The 16,515-nt window shown below is 46.0% G+C and carries 15 protein-coding genes; 4 read left to right on the forward strand and 11 right to left on the reverse strand.

All coding sequences use genetic code 11. The features are described 5' to 3' along the window. Positions 1–52: 52 nt before the first annotated feature. Complete coding sequence (locus QUA78_RS10435; RefSeq protein WP_333398777.1) at positions 53–2,077, reverse strand: calcium-binding protein; 2,025 nt, start codon at positions 2,075–2,077, stop codon at positions 53–55. 124 nt (positions 2,078–2,201) lie between these two features. Here QUA78_RS10435 and QUA78_RS10440 point away from each other — a divergent pair, with 124 nt between their 5' ends. Beyond that, the gene (locus QUA78_RS10440; protein ID WP_333304392.1) at positions 2,202–2,786 is read left to right on the forward strand and encodes a hypothetical protein; all 585 of its coding nucleotides are present in this window, start codon (positions 2,202–2,204) and stop codon (positions 2,784–2,786) included. A gap of 101 nt (positions 2,787–2,887) precedes the next feature. Here the strand turns inward: QUA78_RS10440 and QUA78_RS10445 are convergent, their stop codons facing one another. The 3 genes from QUA78_RS10445 to purS form a co-directional block, all read right to left on the reverse strand. Next, entirely contained in the window at positions 2,888–3,691 is an 804-nt protein-coding gene (locus QUA78_RS10445) for a DUF4058 family protein (protein ID WP_333304391.1), read from the reverse strand. A gap of 170 nt (positions 3,692–3,861) precedes the next feature. Continuing rightward, positions 3,862–4,563, reverse strand: a complete 702-nt coding sequence (purQ, locus tag QUA78_RS10450) for a phosphoribosylformylglycinamidine synthase subunit PurQ (RefSeq protein WP_333304390.1) — start codon at positions 4,561–4,563, stop codon at positions 3,862–3,864. Between the two features lie 317 nt (positions 4,564–4,880). After that, complete coding sequence (gene purS, locus QUA78_RS10455) at positions 4,881–5,165, reverse strand: phosphoribosylformylglycinamidine synthase subunit PurS (RefSeq protein WP_190655998.1); 285 nt, start codon at positions 5,163–5,165, stop codon at positions 4,881–4,883. A gap of 143 nt (positions 5,166–5,308) precedes the next feature. On the opposite strand from purS, the gene QUA78_RS10460 reads away from it, so the two are divergent. Beyond that, positions 5,309–5,701: a Fur family transcriptional regulator gene (locus QUA78_RS10460; RefSeq protein WP_172184862.1), complete on the forward strand. Its 393-nt coding sequence runs from the start codon at positions 5,309–5,311 to the stop codon at positions 5,699–5,701. Between the two features lie 160 nt (positions 5,702–5,861). Here QUA78_RS10460 and QUA78_RS10465 read toward each other — a convergent pair whose 3' ends face one another. Then, positions 5,862–6,821 (reverse strand): SPFH domain-containing protein, encoded by a 960-nt coding sequence (locus tag QUA78_RS10465; RefSeq protein ID WP_333304389.1) that lies wholly within the window; start codon positions 6,819–6,821, stop codon positions 5,862–5,864. Between the two features lie 134 nt (positions 6,822–6,955). Beyond that, a complete protein-coding gene (locus QUA78_RS10470) occupies positions 6,956–7,387 on the reverse strand; it encodes an NfeD family protein (protein WP_333304388.1) in 432 nt (143 codons plus the stop codon). A 334-nt stretch (positions 7,388–7,721) separates the two neighbouring features. Between QUA78_RS10470 and QUA78_RS10475 the strand changes: the two genes are divergently transcribed. Continuing rightward, positions 7,722–9,869 (forward strand): protein phosphatase 2C domain-containing protein, encoded by a 2,148-nt coding sequence (locus tag QUA78_RS10475; protein ID WP_333304387.1) that lies wholly within the window; start codon positions 7,722–7,724, stop codon positions 9,867–9,869. 25 nt (positions 9,870–9,894) lie between these two features. On the opposite strand, the gene QUA78_RS10480 is transcribed toward QUA78_RS10475, so the two are convergent. The 4 genes from QUA78_RS10480 to QUA78_RS10495 form a co-directional block, all read right to left on the reverse strand. Next, positions 9,895–10,983: an ABC transporter ATP-binding protein gene (locus QUA78_RS10480; RefSeq protein ID WP_333304394.1), complete on the reverse strand. Its 1,089-nt coding sequence runs from the start codon at positions 10,981–10,983 to the stop codon at positions 9,895–9,897. A gap of 249 nt (positions 10,984–11,232) precedes the next feature. Further along, on the reverse strand, positions 11,233–12,294 hold the full coding sequence (locus QUA78_RS10485; protein WP_333304386.1) for a spermidine/putrescine ABC transporter substrate-binding protein: 1,062 nt from the start codon (positions 12,292–12,294) through the stop codon (positions 11,233–11,235). 51 nt (positions 12,295–12,345) lie between these two features. After that, positions 12,346–13,203 (reverse strand): ABC transporter permease, encoded by an 858-nt coding sequence (locus QUA78_RS10490; RefSeq protein WP_333304385.1) that lies wholly within the window; start codon positions 13,201–13,203, stop codon positions 12,346–12,348. A 149-nt stretch (positions 13,204–13,352) separates the two neighbouring features. Then, entirely contained in the window at positions 13,353–14,201 is an 849-nt protein-coding gene (locus tag QUA78_RS10495; protein WP_333304384.1) for an ABC transporter permease, read from the reverse strand. Between the two features lie 101 nt (positions 14,202–14,302). On the opposite strand from QUA78_RS10495, the gene QUA78_RS10500 reads away from it, so the two are divergent. Continuing rightward, the gene (locus QUA78_RS10500; protein ID WP_333304383.1) at positions 14,303–15,814 is read left to right on the forward strand and encodes an FAD-dependent oxidoreductase; all 1,512 of its coding nucleotides are present in this window, start codon (positions 14,303–14,305) and stop codon (positions 15,812–15,814) included. A 246-nt stretch (positions 15,815–16,060) separates the two neighbouring features. Here the strand turns inward: QUA78_RS10500 and QUA78_RS10505 are convergent, their stop codons facing one another. After that, positions 16,061–16,474, reverse strand: coding sequence for a peptide chain release factor 1 (locus tag QUA78_RS10505; protein WP_333304382.1), 414 nt, complete (start codon positions 16,472–16,474; stop codon positions 16,061–16,063). Positions 16,475–16,515 lie beyond the last annotated feature (41 nt).

Genomic DNA, 16,515 nt, shown 5'->3' on the forward strand with positions numbered 1-16,515 from the left:
ATTATACTGATGATCGATAAAAAAGTCATTCTGGGTTCACGAGTATTTATACTCATCGCAAAAGTGACACGCTCCCATAGGGGATGGAGTCAGGGATGAGTTCTACTTTAATGGATGAACCTCCTCCAGGCAAACAAGTTGGTGCTGGTTCAGGAGTAGTAGAAGGTCGATCGCAAAAGTCAAATGGAATACCCGTCTTATCAGCAAGAAACTTTCGGATCTGAGGCAAAAAGTTGGTTTTAGAAGGTTCTGTCGGCTCCTCTTCCCCAAAAAATGAATCAGTGAGATCCTTAGTAGATGAAGATAAATCTAAAGTACCTCCTACAGCTTTTTCTAAGTCTTCTGCAAGTCCTGCTGATTTGAGAATTTTCTCAACTCCTATTCCACTCACTTCATCAATGATCGCATCACCAAGGTCTTTATCGCTACCTGTAAGAAGTTTGCAACTGTAGTCAACGACTTTCAACGCCGTTGATACTCCTTTCAATCCTAGTCCAATAACGTCAAGTGAGGCGCTAGTTCCCAGAGAAGGTGCAGCAAACAATAAACCACCAAGCACTAAAGCATCAGCAGCAAAATCAACCACTTTAGCCACTTTGCTAGTTCCTTCACAAAATTCTTTAACTGACTCACAATCTTTCGCAAAATCTGGCTCGCCAACGGTCGGAGGAGTAACTGGTGGCTCAGGATTAGTAGGTACGGTCGGCTCAATTGGCAGAGGAACAGTTACAGTGTCAAAAATCTGACCATCTTTGATCCGCGATATTACACCTTCCTCTTGGTTTCCATTTTCAGCCTTCTGGCGAGACTCAACTCGTACAGTTTCATTAGAGCCTTCAAGAGTGACATCCGCGCTTGTACCATCTCGACTCAAGCGCGTTGTACTACCACGAACACCTGTTGTAGGATTGGGTACAAATATAACTGATTCTACGAAACGTCCGTCAGCATCATCTTGAAAAACTACTGTATATTTGCTACCATCACTCGCCGGAAACTCCATCTGGAATCTTGTGTCAGATAGTTTTTTAACTTCCGGTAAATCAATTGTGACTCTATCTTCAGGACGTTCTGGTTCGACATCATAAGGTCTAAAACGACCTTTTAAATCGTCCGGAGTCACTTCCAAAACAGTACCTAACAATGACCCTGTTGCAGCCACCTTAATATCCACAGCAGAACCACCAGACGGCTGCACTTTCGACTCCAAAACAATATCGGATTCCCGAAGATTTGTACTAAGTCCGATAAAATCAATTGTTCTTTGAAAGTCGGTGATTAAGTCAAAAGTAGGAGATCCTAAAGACTGTTCATAACGCAGAAAAAACACATCTTGACCCGCACCACCAGTCAAAGTATCATTGCCAAAATCGCCAATCAGGAAGTCATCGCCATCTTCCCCATTGACAATATCGTTACCGCGACCACCCCGCAAAAAGTCGTCTCCGCCTGCACCGAAGATTACGTCATCACCTGCATTTCCGTTGACACCATCAGCACTTTCACCACCCTGCAAGGTGTCTGCACCATCACCGCCAAGCAGACCATTTTGGCCCGCACCGCCACTCAGAAAATCGTTTCCCAAGCCGCCGTAGAGCAAATCAGCACCACCGAGGCCCTCAATTCGGTCATTTCCTTCGTCGCCATAAACGACATCTCCAGATTCTGAGCCAGTAATCGAATCCGCACCGCCTAAACCCCGCAAACCGCCCAAGAGAGTATCGAGCAAGCCGATCGCGATCGTAAATGTGTCGCTTCCCTCAGTTAAAATGTAAGCACTACCATCGCTCGAAAGTGAGCCACTGCTGACTTGAGAAGCCGATCGCCCGATATCGCCATCAGCACTACTGGAGAGAAAGTCGTTTCCTGTGTTACCATTCAAAAAGTCTTGCGTGACAGAGCCTTCTAGCGTATCGTTGCCCGCCCGGTTGAGGATACCCTGAACATTCTGAGCATTCGATACCGCCTCTTGAGTCGCGGCTTTTTTGAAGGGACAGCCGCAATCCTCTTGACTCTCCCCGCTATTACTGTTCAGTATTTCATCGCTTTTGTCCAGCAGAGCTAAATTGTCAGGCATTGTGTCGCTCACTTCGTGTTGGTGCAAATAAACTGATTCAGAATCTACCTCATCTGTCTCACTTATGTCTTGACCAAAAAAGCCCGAAAAAGACTGAAAAAGCCCGAAGTTTCACACAATTTATTTGGCATTCACTCAGCCCATGCAGCCCAACGACGATCGCCCGTTGCAAGCCGTCCCTGACGAAAACGAACTGCTGACATTAGTTGATTCCCTGATCTTTGAGAAAACTGGCAAACATCTCAACACGCTGCAACGACTACTGTTTCAGGGAATGTATGATGGTAAAACCTACGAAACGATCGCTCGTGACACCCGCTACACCACCAAATATGTCCGAGAAGTCGGCTACAAGTTGCTCAAAACTCTCTCGGTAGTTATGGATGAAGATATGCAAAAAGGCAATCTCAAAGCTGCTTGCGATCGCAGAAATATTAGCAATACTTCAAACTTCGGCAGAGATTATATTCATCAATACGTCGAATACGTCCACACCCTCAACCTCAACCCCTGTCTTTCTGGGCCTAGCAAATCTGACAACAAATACGCCACTGAATCCAGATTCACAACTCAGATCGAACGGCTCGAAATTGATGTAGCTGATGTCGTTTGCAAATTGCACAGTCAAGGTATCGAACCCTGCAAAATCGCTCAGTTGCTTGGTCTGCCAGATGTGACGATAGAAACAATATTGCGTGAATTATCATAGCTAAGATGCGAGATATTTGTATGGTGCGTCGCTGGGAGATTTTCTAGTTAATTTAGAGATTGTCGATCGCGACTAACCCTAGGATATAAAGTAAAATATAATTAATTATCTGGAAGTTCTTTTTCTTGCAAAAGTTGGGTTGCCCAAACCCGATCTTCTTCCGATAGAGACGGTACGGGTTCTCGATTGTAATCGATCCGATAATCATAGCCAGCGCGATCGTAAATACCTGCAAATAATTCTGGTAAATTAACAATAGGTTCTACATCTTCCTCGCGCAAGGGAAGCGGAAATATAGGTAGAGAATCGCGGAGATTAAAAGCATAAAGTTCGGCAAACGGACGGCGATCGCTGGGACTGACTAAAATCCGATAATCGCTTTGAATAGAATTGTTAAGGATGGGCATAGATTCCCATTTTCGTAGTAAATCAATTTCGACTAAGTTGGTTAAGCTACCTAAAATACTCTGGCGTTTTTTGAGATAAGTAATTCTTCCTTCTCCACTACGTTTGTTGACAGGAGAAAGAATTTCAATGGCGGTGACAACTTGTTTCGTTGCCATTTCTCGCACTTCCAGGTAAGTCTGTTTAATTTTTTGAGGAGCAGGCACTTTGACGGTAGTCGGAAGTGTTACAGTTAAAGTGGCAACTGAACCTGTAGGAATATTCGGGTTATTAGATTGACGCTTAATCGCGACATCGGGGATACCTACTAAAAGGGAGTCGCTGTTACTGTCATTTGGATCGGTAATTTCATAGATGCGTTTGTCAATTGCAACCTCATATTTAGGACGAATTTGAGGGACTAAGGATGCCGCGATCGCAGAAATTAACCAATGATGAGTTTCCTGCCAGAAATCGGGGTGTTCTAAGTAGGGGTCCATTCCAGGAAAGGGTGAAGGCATAGGACTGTTTTCCGATGTATTGACTTTCAAATCATTTTAGCATTTTTAATTTTGTAGGGTGCGTCGCTGCGAGATTTTCGAGTGTCCCTGAAAAGTAGGGACACGGCAATGCCGTGTCCCTACAAAAGCGACGCACCCTACGGTATCTACAACAATGTCGTAAATATCAACTACAAAACAGCAGCAACAGTTGCCATCAACAACCCTTGAAACAATTTCACCCCATCTGTTTCGCCCAACATCGGATCGGATGCCCGTTCTGGATGCGGCATCATTCCTAACACATTGCCCGCCCGATTGCAAATGCCGGCAATATTATTTAACGAACCGTTGGGATTCCCAGCATCGCTAATTTTGCCCGCCTCTGTGCAGTAGCGAAACAGCACTTGCTGGTGGTCTTCTAACTCTGCTAATGTATCCGCATCAGCATAATAATTGCCTTCACCGTGGGCGATCGGCAAATCGATGATTTCACCCGTAGTATAAGCCGCAGTCCAACGAGTATTACCCCGTACAACTTTCAAAGAAGCGCGATCGCAAATAAAATTCAATCCCGCATTCCGCACCAGAGCACCGGGCAACAAACCAGCTTCAGTCAACACCTGAAAACCGTTGCAAATACCCAGTACAAGTTTGCCCTGTTTCGCGTGTTCCGCAGTAGCCCGCATCGCCGGAGAAAAACGGGCGATCGCGCCGCACCGCAAATAATCTCCGTAACTGAAACCGCCGGGAATTACAATGATATCAATATCCGAAATATCGGTATCTTCGTGCCAAATCATCCGCGTCGGTTGGTGGAGTAACCCTTGAGTCACCCACACCACATCGCGATCGCAATTTGAACCCGGAAAAACAATAACTCCAAATTTCATAAGCTGAAGGAAGAAGAAAGAAGGAAGAGGGAAGAAGGAAGAGGGAAGAAGAAAGAAGGAAGAAGGAAGAAGGAAGAGGTGTCAACTTAAGACTAAAATCTTATGTTTCTCTCGCTTGTATCAAAGTCTAGATCCCCCTAAATTCCCCTTAAGAAGGGGGACTTTGAGTGCTCCGAGTTCCCGCGTTTTTAACAGAGACTTTGAATGCTCTTGTCCCCGCTTTTTAACAAAGACTTTGAGAACCCTCTTGTCCCCCCCTTATTAAGGGGGGTTAGGGGGGATCTCCGGGTTTAAAAACACCCTAGGGACGATCGCATTTATGCCGTCGCTGTCTCCACAGCAACAGGAATTTCAGTCAAATCAAAGCGATAATTTTCAATAACTGGATTCGCCAAAAGTTGGTCGCAAACGCGATCGAGTTGTTCGCGGGCCTCCGACTCACCAGCAGCAGTCAGCGTCAATTCAACGTATTTCCCGATACGCACGCGCTCAACATTGTCGTATCCCATGTGTTGCAAACCAGACTGTACGGCAGTGCCTGCGGGGTCTAAAACCGAAGGGCGGAGGGTAACATAGATTTGGGCAAGATATTTCTGAGTCACGGGAATGTTGCGGTAGGTGATGTGAAAGTTAGCGCCATTTTATTCTACAACCGAGCAGCGCGCCGATCGCCATTTAACTCCCCCAAGTGAGATAGCCTAGAAATAGGGACAAATTTGATTCCAGCAGATTCGAGAAAAAAATTATGAGAACCAACCACACCCGCAGTCAGGAGCGTATTTTAAACTTGCTCAAAGTCCTGAATCGATCGCTCTCAGCGCAAGATATCTACTTAGAACTGCGTAACAGCGACCAAAGCATGGGCTTAGCAACCGTTTACCGCTCCCTCGACGGTTTAAAGCGAGAGGGGTTCGTTCACGTCAGAACCCTCGCTAGTGGCGAGTCTCTCTACGGTGCCGCCCACCAAGATCAACACCACCTAACTTGTCTCGAATGCGGCGCGTCAATTACGATCGACGAATGCCCGGTTCACCACTTAGAAAGCCAACTGCAACAATCTCATTCTTTCAAGATTTATTATCACACTTTGGAGTTTTTCGGATTGTGCGATCGGTGTACTTTGGCTCAAGAATCTTAAATTTGGTAATAGGTAATTGGGCATTGAGCATTGGGCATTGGGCATTGGGCATTGGGCATTGGGCATTGGGCATTGGCACTCACAAATAACAAATAACAAATAACCAACAGTCAACAGTTAACAGTCAACAGTTAACTGCTAACTGCCAACTGCCAACTGCCTAATCAGCCTTATTACTTTCCCCAACAATCGATCGCATTCCTTCCAGCGCAGCGGGAATGCTGCGCGGGTCCATAAACATCACCTTGCTGCTGTCGCTGCTGCCAATTTTCAAGCCCATATCCAGATAGTTTTGAGCTAACAAAAATTGTAAAGCTTCCCGAGCATTGGGGTCATTTTGCAGAGTTTTGCCGATTATTTGCAAAGCCTCGGAAGTAGCTTGAGCTTTCAAAACCTGACTTTGGCGTTCTGCTTGAGCTTTCAGGACGATCGCCTTTTGTTGAGCTTCCGCCTCCAAAATAGTCGCTTTTTGGCGCGCTTCCGCATCTAAAACTTGCGCTTCAGCTTTACCTTTGGCGCTGTTAACTGCTGACTCGCGTTCGCCCTCGGATGTCAGAATTGCCGCCCGCTTCCGCCGATCGGCTGCCATCTGCAATTCCATCGATTCCTGTACAGTTTTAGAAGGGATAATATCGCGCAATTCTACCCGCGTCACTTTCACTCCCCAAGGATCGGTAACAATGTCTAAATCTCTGAGCAAGATTTCATTAATTTGAGAACGAGCAGTAAAGGTTTGTTCGAGATCCAGTTGACCCATTTCGGCGCGAATTTGAGTCAGCACCATATTTACCATTGCTGACTGGAGATTTTCTACTTTGTAACAGGCTTTTTCCAAGTCTACAATGCGCCAGTAAACCACAGCATCAACGGTGAAAGAAACGTTGTCGCGGGTAATACAAGCTTGCGGAGGAATATCTAAGACTTTTTCCCGAATTGTTTGCTCGTAAACTACACGATCCAGAAACGGCGTGACAAAATTCAAACCTGGTTCCAGTTTCTTGCCGTTGTATTTACCTAAAGTTTCCACCAACGCTTCATTTCCCTGATTGATAATCTTGACCGAACCTGCGAGGGCTGAGCCGCCTAAAGCTAAAAATACAAGTAAAAAAATTTGTTCCACGGTCGCCTCCTATAAATGTTGACTTTTGACTTTTGACTGTTTGTGGACTAATGACTAATGACTAATGACTAATGACTAATGACTAATGACTAATAACTAACTACTAATTGTCTGCGATTAATTACGCATTTTGTTTAAGAATGCAATAAATGTTCTGGCAAAACTATCAGAGTAGTGCCTTTTCGTCCCACGACAATTACGTTTTGGTTGGGGGGGATGGCGGCGTTAGTGTCTTCGCAGCGAGCTTGCCAAGAATTCCCCTCATAAATGACTCGGCCGGCTTCTCCGGGGGGAATTTCTGTTAAAGTTTTTGCTTCCTGAGAATCTGCGATCGCCCTTGCCTTGCCTTTTGGTATCAACCGCCGGGACAGCAGCACAAAAACTGTCGAAAATACCATCCACAGAAATATTTGTAAATTAACGTAAGGTAGAACTAGAGAGCATCCAGCTACGGCGAAGGCGCTCAGTCCCATCATAAAAGCGACAAAAGCAGTCGGGAGAAATAGCTCTGCCAAACAGAGCAAAGACCCAGCTAGCAGCCAAAGGAGCGTGGGAGTCCAGATCATAAAAAGAATAGGTGATACTATTTAGATCTTAGATTGGAAATTTAAAATTTAAGAATTGCAAACAACTGACTATGCAAGGGTTTGCCACTTGCGGGCCCTCAGAGCGATTTGTCGCGCAGCCGTACTAGGTTGAGGCTTCCATCCTACTCCAAGTCAGAGTTTAGTAACTTAAATTACAATTTTAGTCGGTGCAGACTGGCAGAAACTACAATTTCTAGGGGCCCAAAGGCAGTTAAGAAATTGATAGGGGCTAAAATCAGTTTATTCTCAAGCTCATGAATTTGGGCTGGCGAATCATATATCTTCAGAATCTTTTTACACAAACTATTTCGATATGATCAGCAGTTTCTCCGAACCCATTTATTGCCCGAATCTTAGCTGTGCCGAGCCCCGCAATACCTTTGGCCGCCAGCACTGTGCAGCTTGCGAAACCGATTTAATTTATCGCTACGTGTGGGCGGTAGGGCAAGCAGCCGAGGAAGTGCCGGCGGGTAAGGTAATAGCCGATCGATACTTTGTCATTGCACCCCAAATCTGGCTCGACAGCCGTCCAGCTCTGCCTCCGAGCGTCCCGGAACAACTGCCGGATACGATTATGCCTTACCTGCATTTGTATCCCCAACGGCTGCATACGCCGGAAGTATACGGTTTTTGTTCGCTAGGGGAAGCACCGGAAGCGGCAGAGGTGCTGTTGTTGGAAAATGTGCCCATCAATAATTTCGGTCGCCTGTATCCTTCTATTTTAGAATCTTGGTCTGGGACAAGCGCCGCGCGCCAAGTTTACTGGCTGTGGCAAATGCTCCAACTGTGGGCGCCGCTATCGGAACAGGGAGTCGCTTCGAGTTTGCTGGTACCGGAAAATTTGCGGGTGGAAGGTTGGCGAGTACGCCTGCTGGAACTGCACCCCGGCAATTTTGTACCGACGCTGCGGGATTTGGGAGATGTGTGGTCAGGTTTGGTGGAATCAGCGCAACCCGAGGTGCAGTCTAGACTCGGAGAGATTTGTCAGTTTATGCGCCGCAGCAGCATGAATTTCGAGGCGCTGGCCCTGGAACTCAACGATTTACTGTTAGAACAAGCCGCTAAATTGCCTCTGCACTTAGAAGTAGTCGGGATGACCGATACCGGGCCGCAGCGCTCCCAAAATGAAGACAGTTGCTATCCGACTGCTGCGGATTTTCAATCGAGCAAAACTTCAGGGAATGACAAATTAATTCCTTACTTGACAATGGTTTGCGACGGGGTTGGAGGCCACGAAGGAGGAGAAGTTGCCAGTCAATTAGCCGTGCAGTCCTTGAAAGCTTTAATCCAAAATTTGCTCGCAGAAATCGCTCAACAAGAAGAGTTGATGACGCCACCAATGGTAATTAAGCAACTCGAAGAAATAGTGAGAGTTGTGAATAATGTGATTTCCGCTCAAAATAACGAGCAGGGAAAAGAGTTGCGGCAGCGGATGGGGACGACTTTGGTGATGGCCCTCCAGTTACCTCAAAAACTGAAAATTTCCGAGGATTTGCCCTCGAATAACAGTCACGAACTTTATTTAGTCAATGTTGGAGACAGCCGCGCTTATTGGATTGGCAAAAATTACTGTCACCGCCTGACTGTGGACGACGACGTAGCCTCAAGGGAAGTCCAGCTAGGACACAGTTTATACTGGGAAACTCAACTGCGATCGGATGCAGGAGCCTTGACTCAAGCTTTGGGCACGCGGGACGGCGATTTCCTGCGCCCGACGATTCAGCGATTTATTGTCGAAGAGGAAGGCTTACTGCTGCTGTGTTCCGACGGTTTGAGCGACAACGACTTGGTAGAGCACTATTGGGAGAATTACGGCCCAGAGGTGCTTGAGGGCAAAATGTCTTTGGAAGCCGCAGTTCAGTCTTGGATTCGCCTCGCCAACGAGAAAAACGGTTATGACAACACCTCTGTGGTGGCGACTCACTGTCGGATGTCGCCGGAGAGATTGGTACTGTTCGATCCGGCCGTGGCGTCAGCGCCGGCATCAGCGCCGGCATCAGCGCCGGTGTCAGCCTCGGTGTCGCTGCCGATGTCCCTGCCGCGGTCCCTCCAGAAGTCGGGGAGGATTCCAGAATCTCAGCTTTCTGAATCGTCCAAACAGTTGCTGTATCCCGAAACTTCCCCCGCCCCGGAACCCGTTCAAAAACCGAAGTTCAAGCTTTGGCTGCCCCTGCTGGGGCTGTTGGGGCTGATGTTAGCCTGCGGCGCTTTAGGTTTGTGGGTGCAAAGCCTCCAAAGCCCCCAGCCAGAGCCCGCACAACTTCCGCCACCGCCGGAAACTCCCGCCCCGAGTCCTTCGGAGATTCCCTCGCCCGGGGCCGAGAGTCCCTCGCCGTCGCCAGAATCGACTCCTGCGGAAATTCCCTCGCCCGGGGCTGAGAGTCTTTCGCCGTCGCCAGAATCGACTCCTGCGGAAATTCCCTTGCCCGAGGCGGAAACTCCTTCGCCATCACCGGAGTAAGCGAGATTGAATTAAGCAGAATTTTTTATAAAATGCAGATACTTTCCGGCGGCACGGCAACTCGAACGCTGTCGCCGACTTGGTATCGCTGCAAGTCATCTCTGTGCAAGTTTTGTCGGCGAAGGGCGATCGAACTTTTAGCAGTCAACCGCACCGTATAGCGCGTGTCAGTGCCAATATAAATAGCCTCTTCTACTATTCCCGGCCAGCTATTTTCAGCATCATAATTAGCCGGATAAATAGCAGCTTTTTCTGGCCGCAACACCAGGGTAACAACTTTTCCAGCGGGAATATCTTCTGCAGTTGCAACTAACACGGGCAACTGCTGGTCAACCAACACGATTATTTGACCGTGTTGCTTTTCTACTACTTGCCCGCTTAAAAAATTGCTATCGCCAATAAAATCAGCAACAAACCGCGTTTTAGGATATTCATAAATATCAACAGGCGTCCCGACTTGTTGCAGTTTTCCTCCCTCCATCACTGCAATTCTGTCCGACATTGTTAGCGCTTCTTCCTGATCGTGAGTCACATAAATAAACGTAATTCCCAATTTTCGCTGCATTTTTTTTAATTCTAACTGCATCTCTTTGCGCAATTTTAAATCCAGCGCTCCTAGGGGTTCATCCAACAGCAAAACAGACGGCTGTTTGACTAATGCTCTTGCTAGCGCTACTCGCTGCTGCTGTCCCCCTGACAGTTGGCGGGGATAGCGTTTTTCTACATCGGTTAACTGTACTAATGCTAAGGCTTCAGCAACGCGATCGCGAATTGTTTTCTGAGGCAAATTCTCCATTTCCAACCCAAAAGCGGCATTTTGTGCTACTGTCATGTGCGGAAATAAAGCATAGTTTTGAAATACCGTATTCACTGGGCGGTGAAATGGCGGGCGATTTTGCATCGGTTGACCGTGAATGTAAATTTCGCCCGCTGTGGGAATTTCAAAACCCGCTATCATTCGCAAAGTAGTAGTTTTGCCGCAGCCGGAAGGGCCGAGTAAAGAAAAGAATTCTCGATCGTAAATTTGCAGGTTGATGTTGTCTACAGCTAAGAAATCTTGACTGCGGACACTTTTAAATATTTTGGAAACTTCTAAAACTTCTACAGCGTGCATTGTCTTAGTATGTGTGAGTAATAAAAATCTGAGTTCGAGTCCGGTTAAACTGATATCTTGCACCATTCTCAATTACTTGTTTAGGAACGGGCTCTTCGGCCCGTTCCACAAAACTTAATTTTCTCGCTTCACGGGCATCTTGCCCGTTCTTGACGATGGTGCAACTCCAATACAAACTAAAAATTTAAGTAAACCCGTGGGGTGGGCTTTGAGCAACACCCCAAATATGCAAGTTAAATGTGGAATAGCTTACTTTCCAGCCCCTGCTTTAACTTCCGTCCAAGCTCGATCGTACAATGCAGTTGCTTTCCCGACATCCTGCAATAATTTCATTTTGCCAAACACCTCAGCCGGCGGGTAAATTTGAGGATTTTTCAAATCTTTCGGGTCGATTAAACCTTTATCAATTGCTGCTTTGTTGGGCGATCCGAAGTGGGTAAAATTGGAAATTTGGGCGCCTACTTCTGGCTGCAAAATAAAGTTAATAAATTTCTCTGCTAACTCCTTTTGGGGCGCACCTTTGGGAATTGCCATGTTGTCAGAAAAGATAATTGTTCCTTCTTTGGGAATAGCGTAGCGGATATTAGGATTTTCTGTCATCACTTGGAAAATATCGCCGCTCCATTCCATTGTCAGATTTACTTCTCCTTGATCCAGGAGATTTTGACCAGTGTCGGGGACAAAAGCGGCAATGATATTTTTACTTTTAATCAGCAAATCGCGGGCTTTGTTAATCTCTTCGGGATTGGTTGTATTGGGGTCAAATCCTAAATACATTAAAACTCCTGCAAATGTGTATCTGGCATCATCTTGCCACGCCACTTTTCCGGTATATTTCGGGTCGAACATCGCCGCCCAACTGTTGATATCGCCCTTGGTGGTTTTCACGTTGTAGCCAATTCCCATCGTTCCCCACTGGTAGGGCAGGGAATATTTATTTCCCGGGTCAAAAGCTTGATTGATAAATTTAGGTTCTAGGTTTTTTTGGTTGGGAATATTGTTTAAATTCAGCGGCTCAATTATATTTTCTGCGATCATGATTTTCACCATGTAATCGGCGGGAAATATTAAGTCGTAACCGGGGTTTCCCTGTTTGAGTTTGGCATAGAGTGCGTCGCTGTTCTCGAAAGTGTCGTATTGAATTTTAACATTGTTCTCTTTCTCGAATTGGGCGATCGCTTCTGGGGCGATATAACTTGCATAATTGTAAATGCTGAGCACTTGCTGCTGGTTGCCACCTGTGGGGCTACAGCCGAAAGCCACGGTTGCACTCATCGCAAACAAAATTAGGAAAGTCAGCAGGCGTTTCATAGGTTGTGTTAGTTGCAGACGACAATAATTATGACACAAAAAACAATTTTTTTAACTTTTCTGAACTTTTAACGATGATAAAACCAGCAATAAGGAAGCGAACAACATCAAAGTTGAAATGGCATTAATCGCTGGCGTTACTGCAAATTTTATCATGCCGTAAACAAATAGTGGCAGCGTCACCGAACCGACGCCGGTGGTAAAGAATGTGACGACAAAATCGTCTAGCGACAGAGTAAAAGCCAGCAGTGCCGCGCTGAAAATAGCGGGCCCAATTAGAGGCAGAGTTATGCGCCAAAAAGTCCGCCATTCGTTAGCGCCTAAGTCAAAAGCTGCTTGTTCTAATATCGGATCTAGTTCCGCCAAACGCGCCCTGACAGTAATAGTCACAAAGGAAATATTAAAGACAATGTGACCGATTATTACGGTAGGTAAGCCGAGATTGATGCGAATTCCCGTGAGATTTTCTACGATCCGAAATACTAGGGTAAAGAAAACTAGCAGCGAAATGCCGATCGTAATTTCGGGCATAATAATCGGCAAAAACAGTAAAGCTTCTACTGCTTTGCGCCCGGGGAAATGAAATCGTTCCAATGCTAGCGCGATCGTTGTACCAAAAACGGTTGCCAGCAAAGTCGAAATAGCTGCAATTAGCAAGCTGTTGTTGAGGGCTGTCCAGATCCCGGCGCTGCTGCTCGTAGCAATCGTCGCGCCTGCATTGCTAAACAAACTGCGGTACCAATCGAGGGTAAAGCCGCGCCAAACGGCATTGAATCTGGAGGCGTTAAAGGAGTAAATAATTAAGATGAGAATTGGCAAGTAAAGAAAGGCAAATGCTAGTGCAGCTTGTACCAAAAGCCACTTTTTGCCGATCGCCCGCACGAGTAAATCTAGTTTTGTTTTAGTCATTAGTCAGTAGTCAGTAGTCAGTAGTCAGTAGTCAGTAGTCAGTAGTCAGTAGTCAGTAGTCATTAGTCAGTAGTCAGTAGTCATTAGTCATTAGTCATTAGCGCATCTTAACCTAAACGCAGGGTGCAACGATTCGTGTATACCTTACCTTATTGAGTTTCGTCAGACACGCGGAAGTAAATTAACACAGGAATCAATATGATTACTGTCAACAGCATAGAAAGCGCCGATCCAAAAGGCCAGTCGCGGGCTTTCATAAACTGATTTTGAATTAAATTTCCCACCATAACGGTTTTAGAACCCCCCAATATATCCGGTGTGATGAAAGCGCCGACTGCGGGAACAAAAACTAAAATAGAGCCTGCAACAATGCCGCGACTTGTTAATGGTAAAAACACGCGCCAAAAAGTGCGAACATCATTTGCACCTAAATCTTGAGCGGCTTCTACCAATGAAAAATTGAAGCGTTCTATGCTAGAATATAAAGGCAGAACCATGAAAGGTAAATAGCCGTAAATAAGACCGATCGCCACCGCGAAAGGCGTAAAAAGCAAGTTTAACGGTTCGCTAATAATTTGCAGGCTTTGCAGGGCTGTGTTAATTACTCCTTCGCTACGCAGCAGTATAATCCAGGCGTAGGTTCTCACTAAAAAATTAGTCCAAAATGGAATAATTACCAGCAAAAGCAAAGCATTTCGCCAGCGGGGAGAACGGGTGGCGATGAAGAATGCTAGGGGATAGCCAACTAACAAGCAAGCGGCAGTTGTCAAAAAAGCCAGCCAGAGCGATCGCCCAATTACTCCTAAAAACAGTCCGCTGAACAAACGCTGGTAGTTGCTGAGAGTAAATATCCAAGTAACACCGCCGTAAGTACCGCGTTCTAAGAAACTGTACAACAGTACAATTAGCACTGGCAAAATGAAGAAAACCATCAGCCATACGGTGGCGGGAAATAATAGCAGCAACAAGTTAGTCTGCTGGCGGTTTTTGACACTCATTATTCACTCAAGCGAAATTTAGCACATAATTCAACACATTTTATATCAAATCCGCATTTTATGAATTATGTCATCATTAATAAATTATCAAGAGGTACGCAATGTCAGCAGAATCATCAACCCCAAAAATAGTCGTCGTCGGTGCAGGATGGGCCGGTTTAGGCGCTACCTATCACCTAGCCCAGCAAGGCTATGATGTCACCCTGCTAGAAGCAGGCCCTTATCCGGGAGGCTTAGTTGCAGGGTGGAAAACCGCCGGCGGGCGTTCCGTAGAAGCTGGGATTCATGGCTTCTGGTATCCCTACAAAAACATCTTTTCCTTAGTCAAGGAATTAGAACTAGATCCCTTCACGCCTTGGACTCGTTCTTGTCAGTATTCACCCGCCGGATTGGAAGTAGAATCGCCAATTTTTCAGGACGAACCGCGACTTCCCACACCGTTAGGAACCTTTCTTTACACCAGATTTAAAAGGCTGCCATTAGTCGATCGGCTTTCAGCGTTGCCCTTACTCTACGCAGTCCTAGATTTCGACAATTCCGACGAAGCTTGGCGCCGGTACGATCGCGTCACAGCCCGCGAACTATTCAAACAGTTTGGCGTTTCTGCAAGACTGTACCGCGATGCTTTTGAACCGATGTTATTAGTAGGTTTATTTGCACCAGGAGAACAGTGTTCTGCTGCCGCAGCTTTGGGGATGCTGTATTATTTTATCTTAGCACATCAACCGGATTTTGATGTAGTTTGGTGTCGCGGCACAGTCGGAGAAAAAATCTTTCGTCCCTGGGTCGATCGCATTGAAAAACTCGGTGCCAAAGTATTGACAAAGCAGCGAGTTACTGATTTAATAGTTGACAGTAACAACCGAGCAACAGCCGTTGTTTGCGGCGAAAAAAACTTTGAGGCAGATGCAGTTATTTTTGCAGTTGGCGTTACAGGAATGCAAAAAATTATCAGCAGCAGTCCAGCTTTGCAAAGCCGCCAAGAGTTTCGGGACGCGATGAATTTGGGTGCAGTGGACGTATTAGCTGTTCGCCTGTGGTTTGAACGAAAAATTGACATTCCGCTGCCTTCTAATGCCTGTTTTGGATTTAGTTCAACTACAGGTTGGACGTTTTTTGATTTGAATGCTTTGCACGACGAATTTCGAGACGAACCGGGAACAGTTGTCGAAGCTGACTTTTATCACGCAAATCAATTAATTCCCCTGAAAGATGAGGAAATTGTTTCCTTGGTTCAGCGGGATTTAGCGACTTGCATTCCGGCTTTTGGGGAGGCAAAAGTAATTGACAGCAGCGCGATTAGGCTGTCGCGGGCGGTGACGCATTTTGCCCCTGGCAGCTATCAGTATTTGTTGCCGGCAGTAACAAGTTATGATAATGTATTGATGAGCGGTGATTGGGTTGTGACCCGCCACGGTTCTTGGTCGCAAGAAAAGGCTTATGTTACTGGTTTGGAGGCGGCAAATTTGGTAATTTCGCGTTTCGGAATCGGAAACAAAGCTGTCATTATTCCCGTGGAAGCTGACGAACCGCACATTCAAATTGGGAGAAAGATTAATCAGTTTACTCGCAGTTTGACTAAAACTTTCCTTCCAGATTTTTGGCTGCCATAAGAAGGAAGAAGTTCGGCAACGGATTCTGTAACGGATTTAACGGATGTAAGGAAGAAGGAAAAAGAAGAGGGAATTTCTTGTTTTAAGCGGTAAGGTGCGCAACGCGCACCCTACATATAGACTAATAACCAATGACCAATTAGTAATGATACTATCTTCAAAAAAGAATGCAACTGTAGACAATCTCAAAACCACGAGCTTCATAAGTCGTGGCAAATCTAAAATCTCAAATCTAATATGGCATAATTATCGCCAATAAGGCCGGCCCTTCCAAAAAACTCCCACCGAAATTCCTATTAGTGCAGTTTCTGATAAACTTGCTAAAGAAGCAGGTATGGGTAGGAATGATTTTAAAACCAAACCCAAGAGCACGCACAAAACTAAAACCCACAAATTAATTCGGTTGAGCAAAAATTGTTGTTGCCAATACTCTAAAAAGTAGACGGCTAAAGCTCCCATTCCCACTGCTGCTGCAAAAGGTATCAATATCCCGAGGGAGGAACCGTAGAGAAGCGTCACCCCGTTGCGGATTGCCCGCGATTGCGTGAAACCCCAGGCTAAAAATAGCTCTAGTCCAATCACGATTGAGTTGACGAGGGCGGCAATTTGCAGCATTTCTCGCCAAGGTAAAAGTTTTAAGCGCCGCAGAAAATTACTCACGATCGGCAGATTAGGTAGGTTGCTTTGATTTTATAACAGTT

This window comes from Microcoleus sp. K4-B3, from assembly GCF_036704615.1.
Lineage (GTDB): Bacteria > Cyanobacteriota > Cyanobacteriia > Cyanobacteriales > Microcoleaceae > Microcoleus.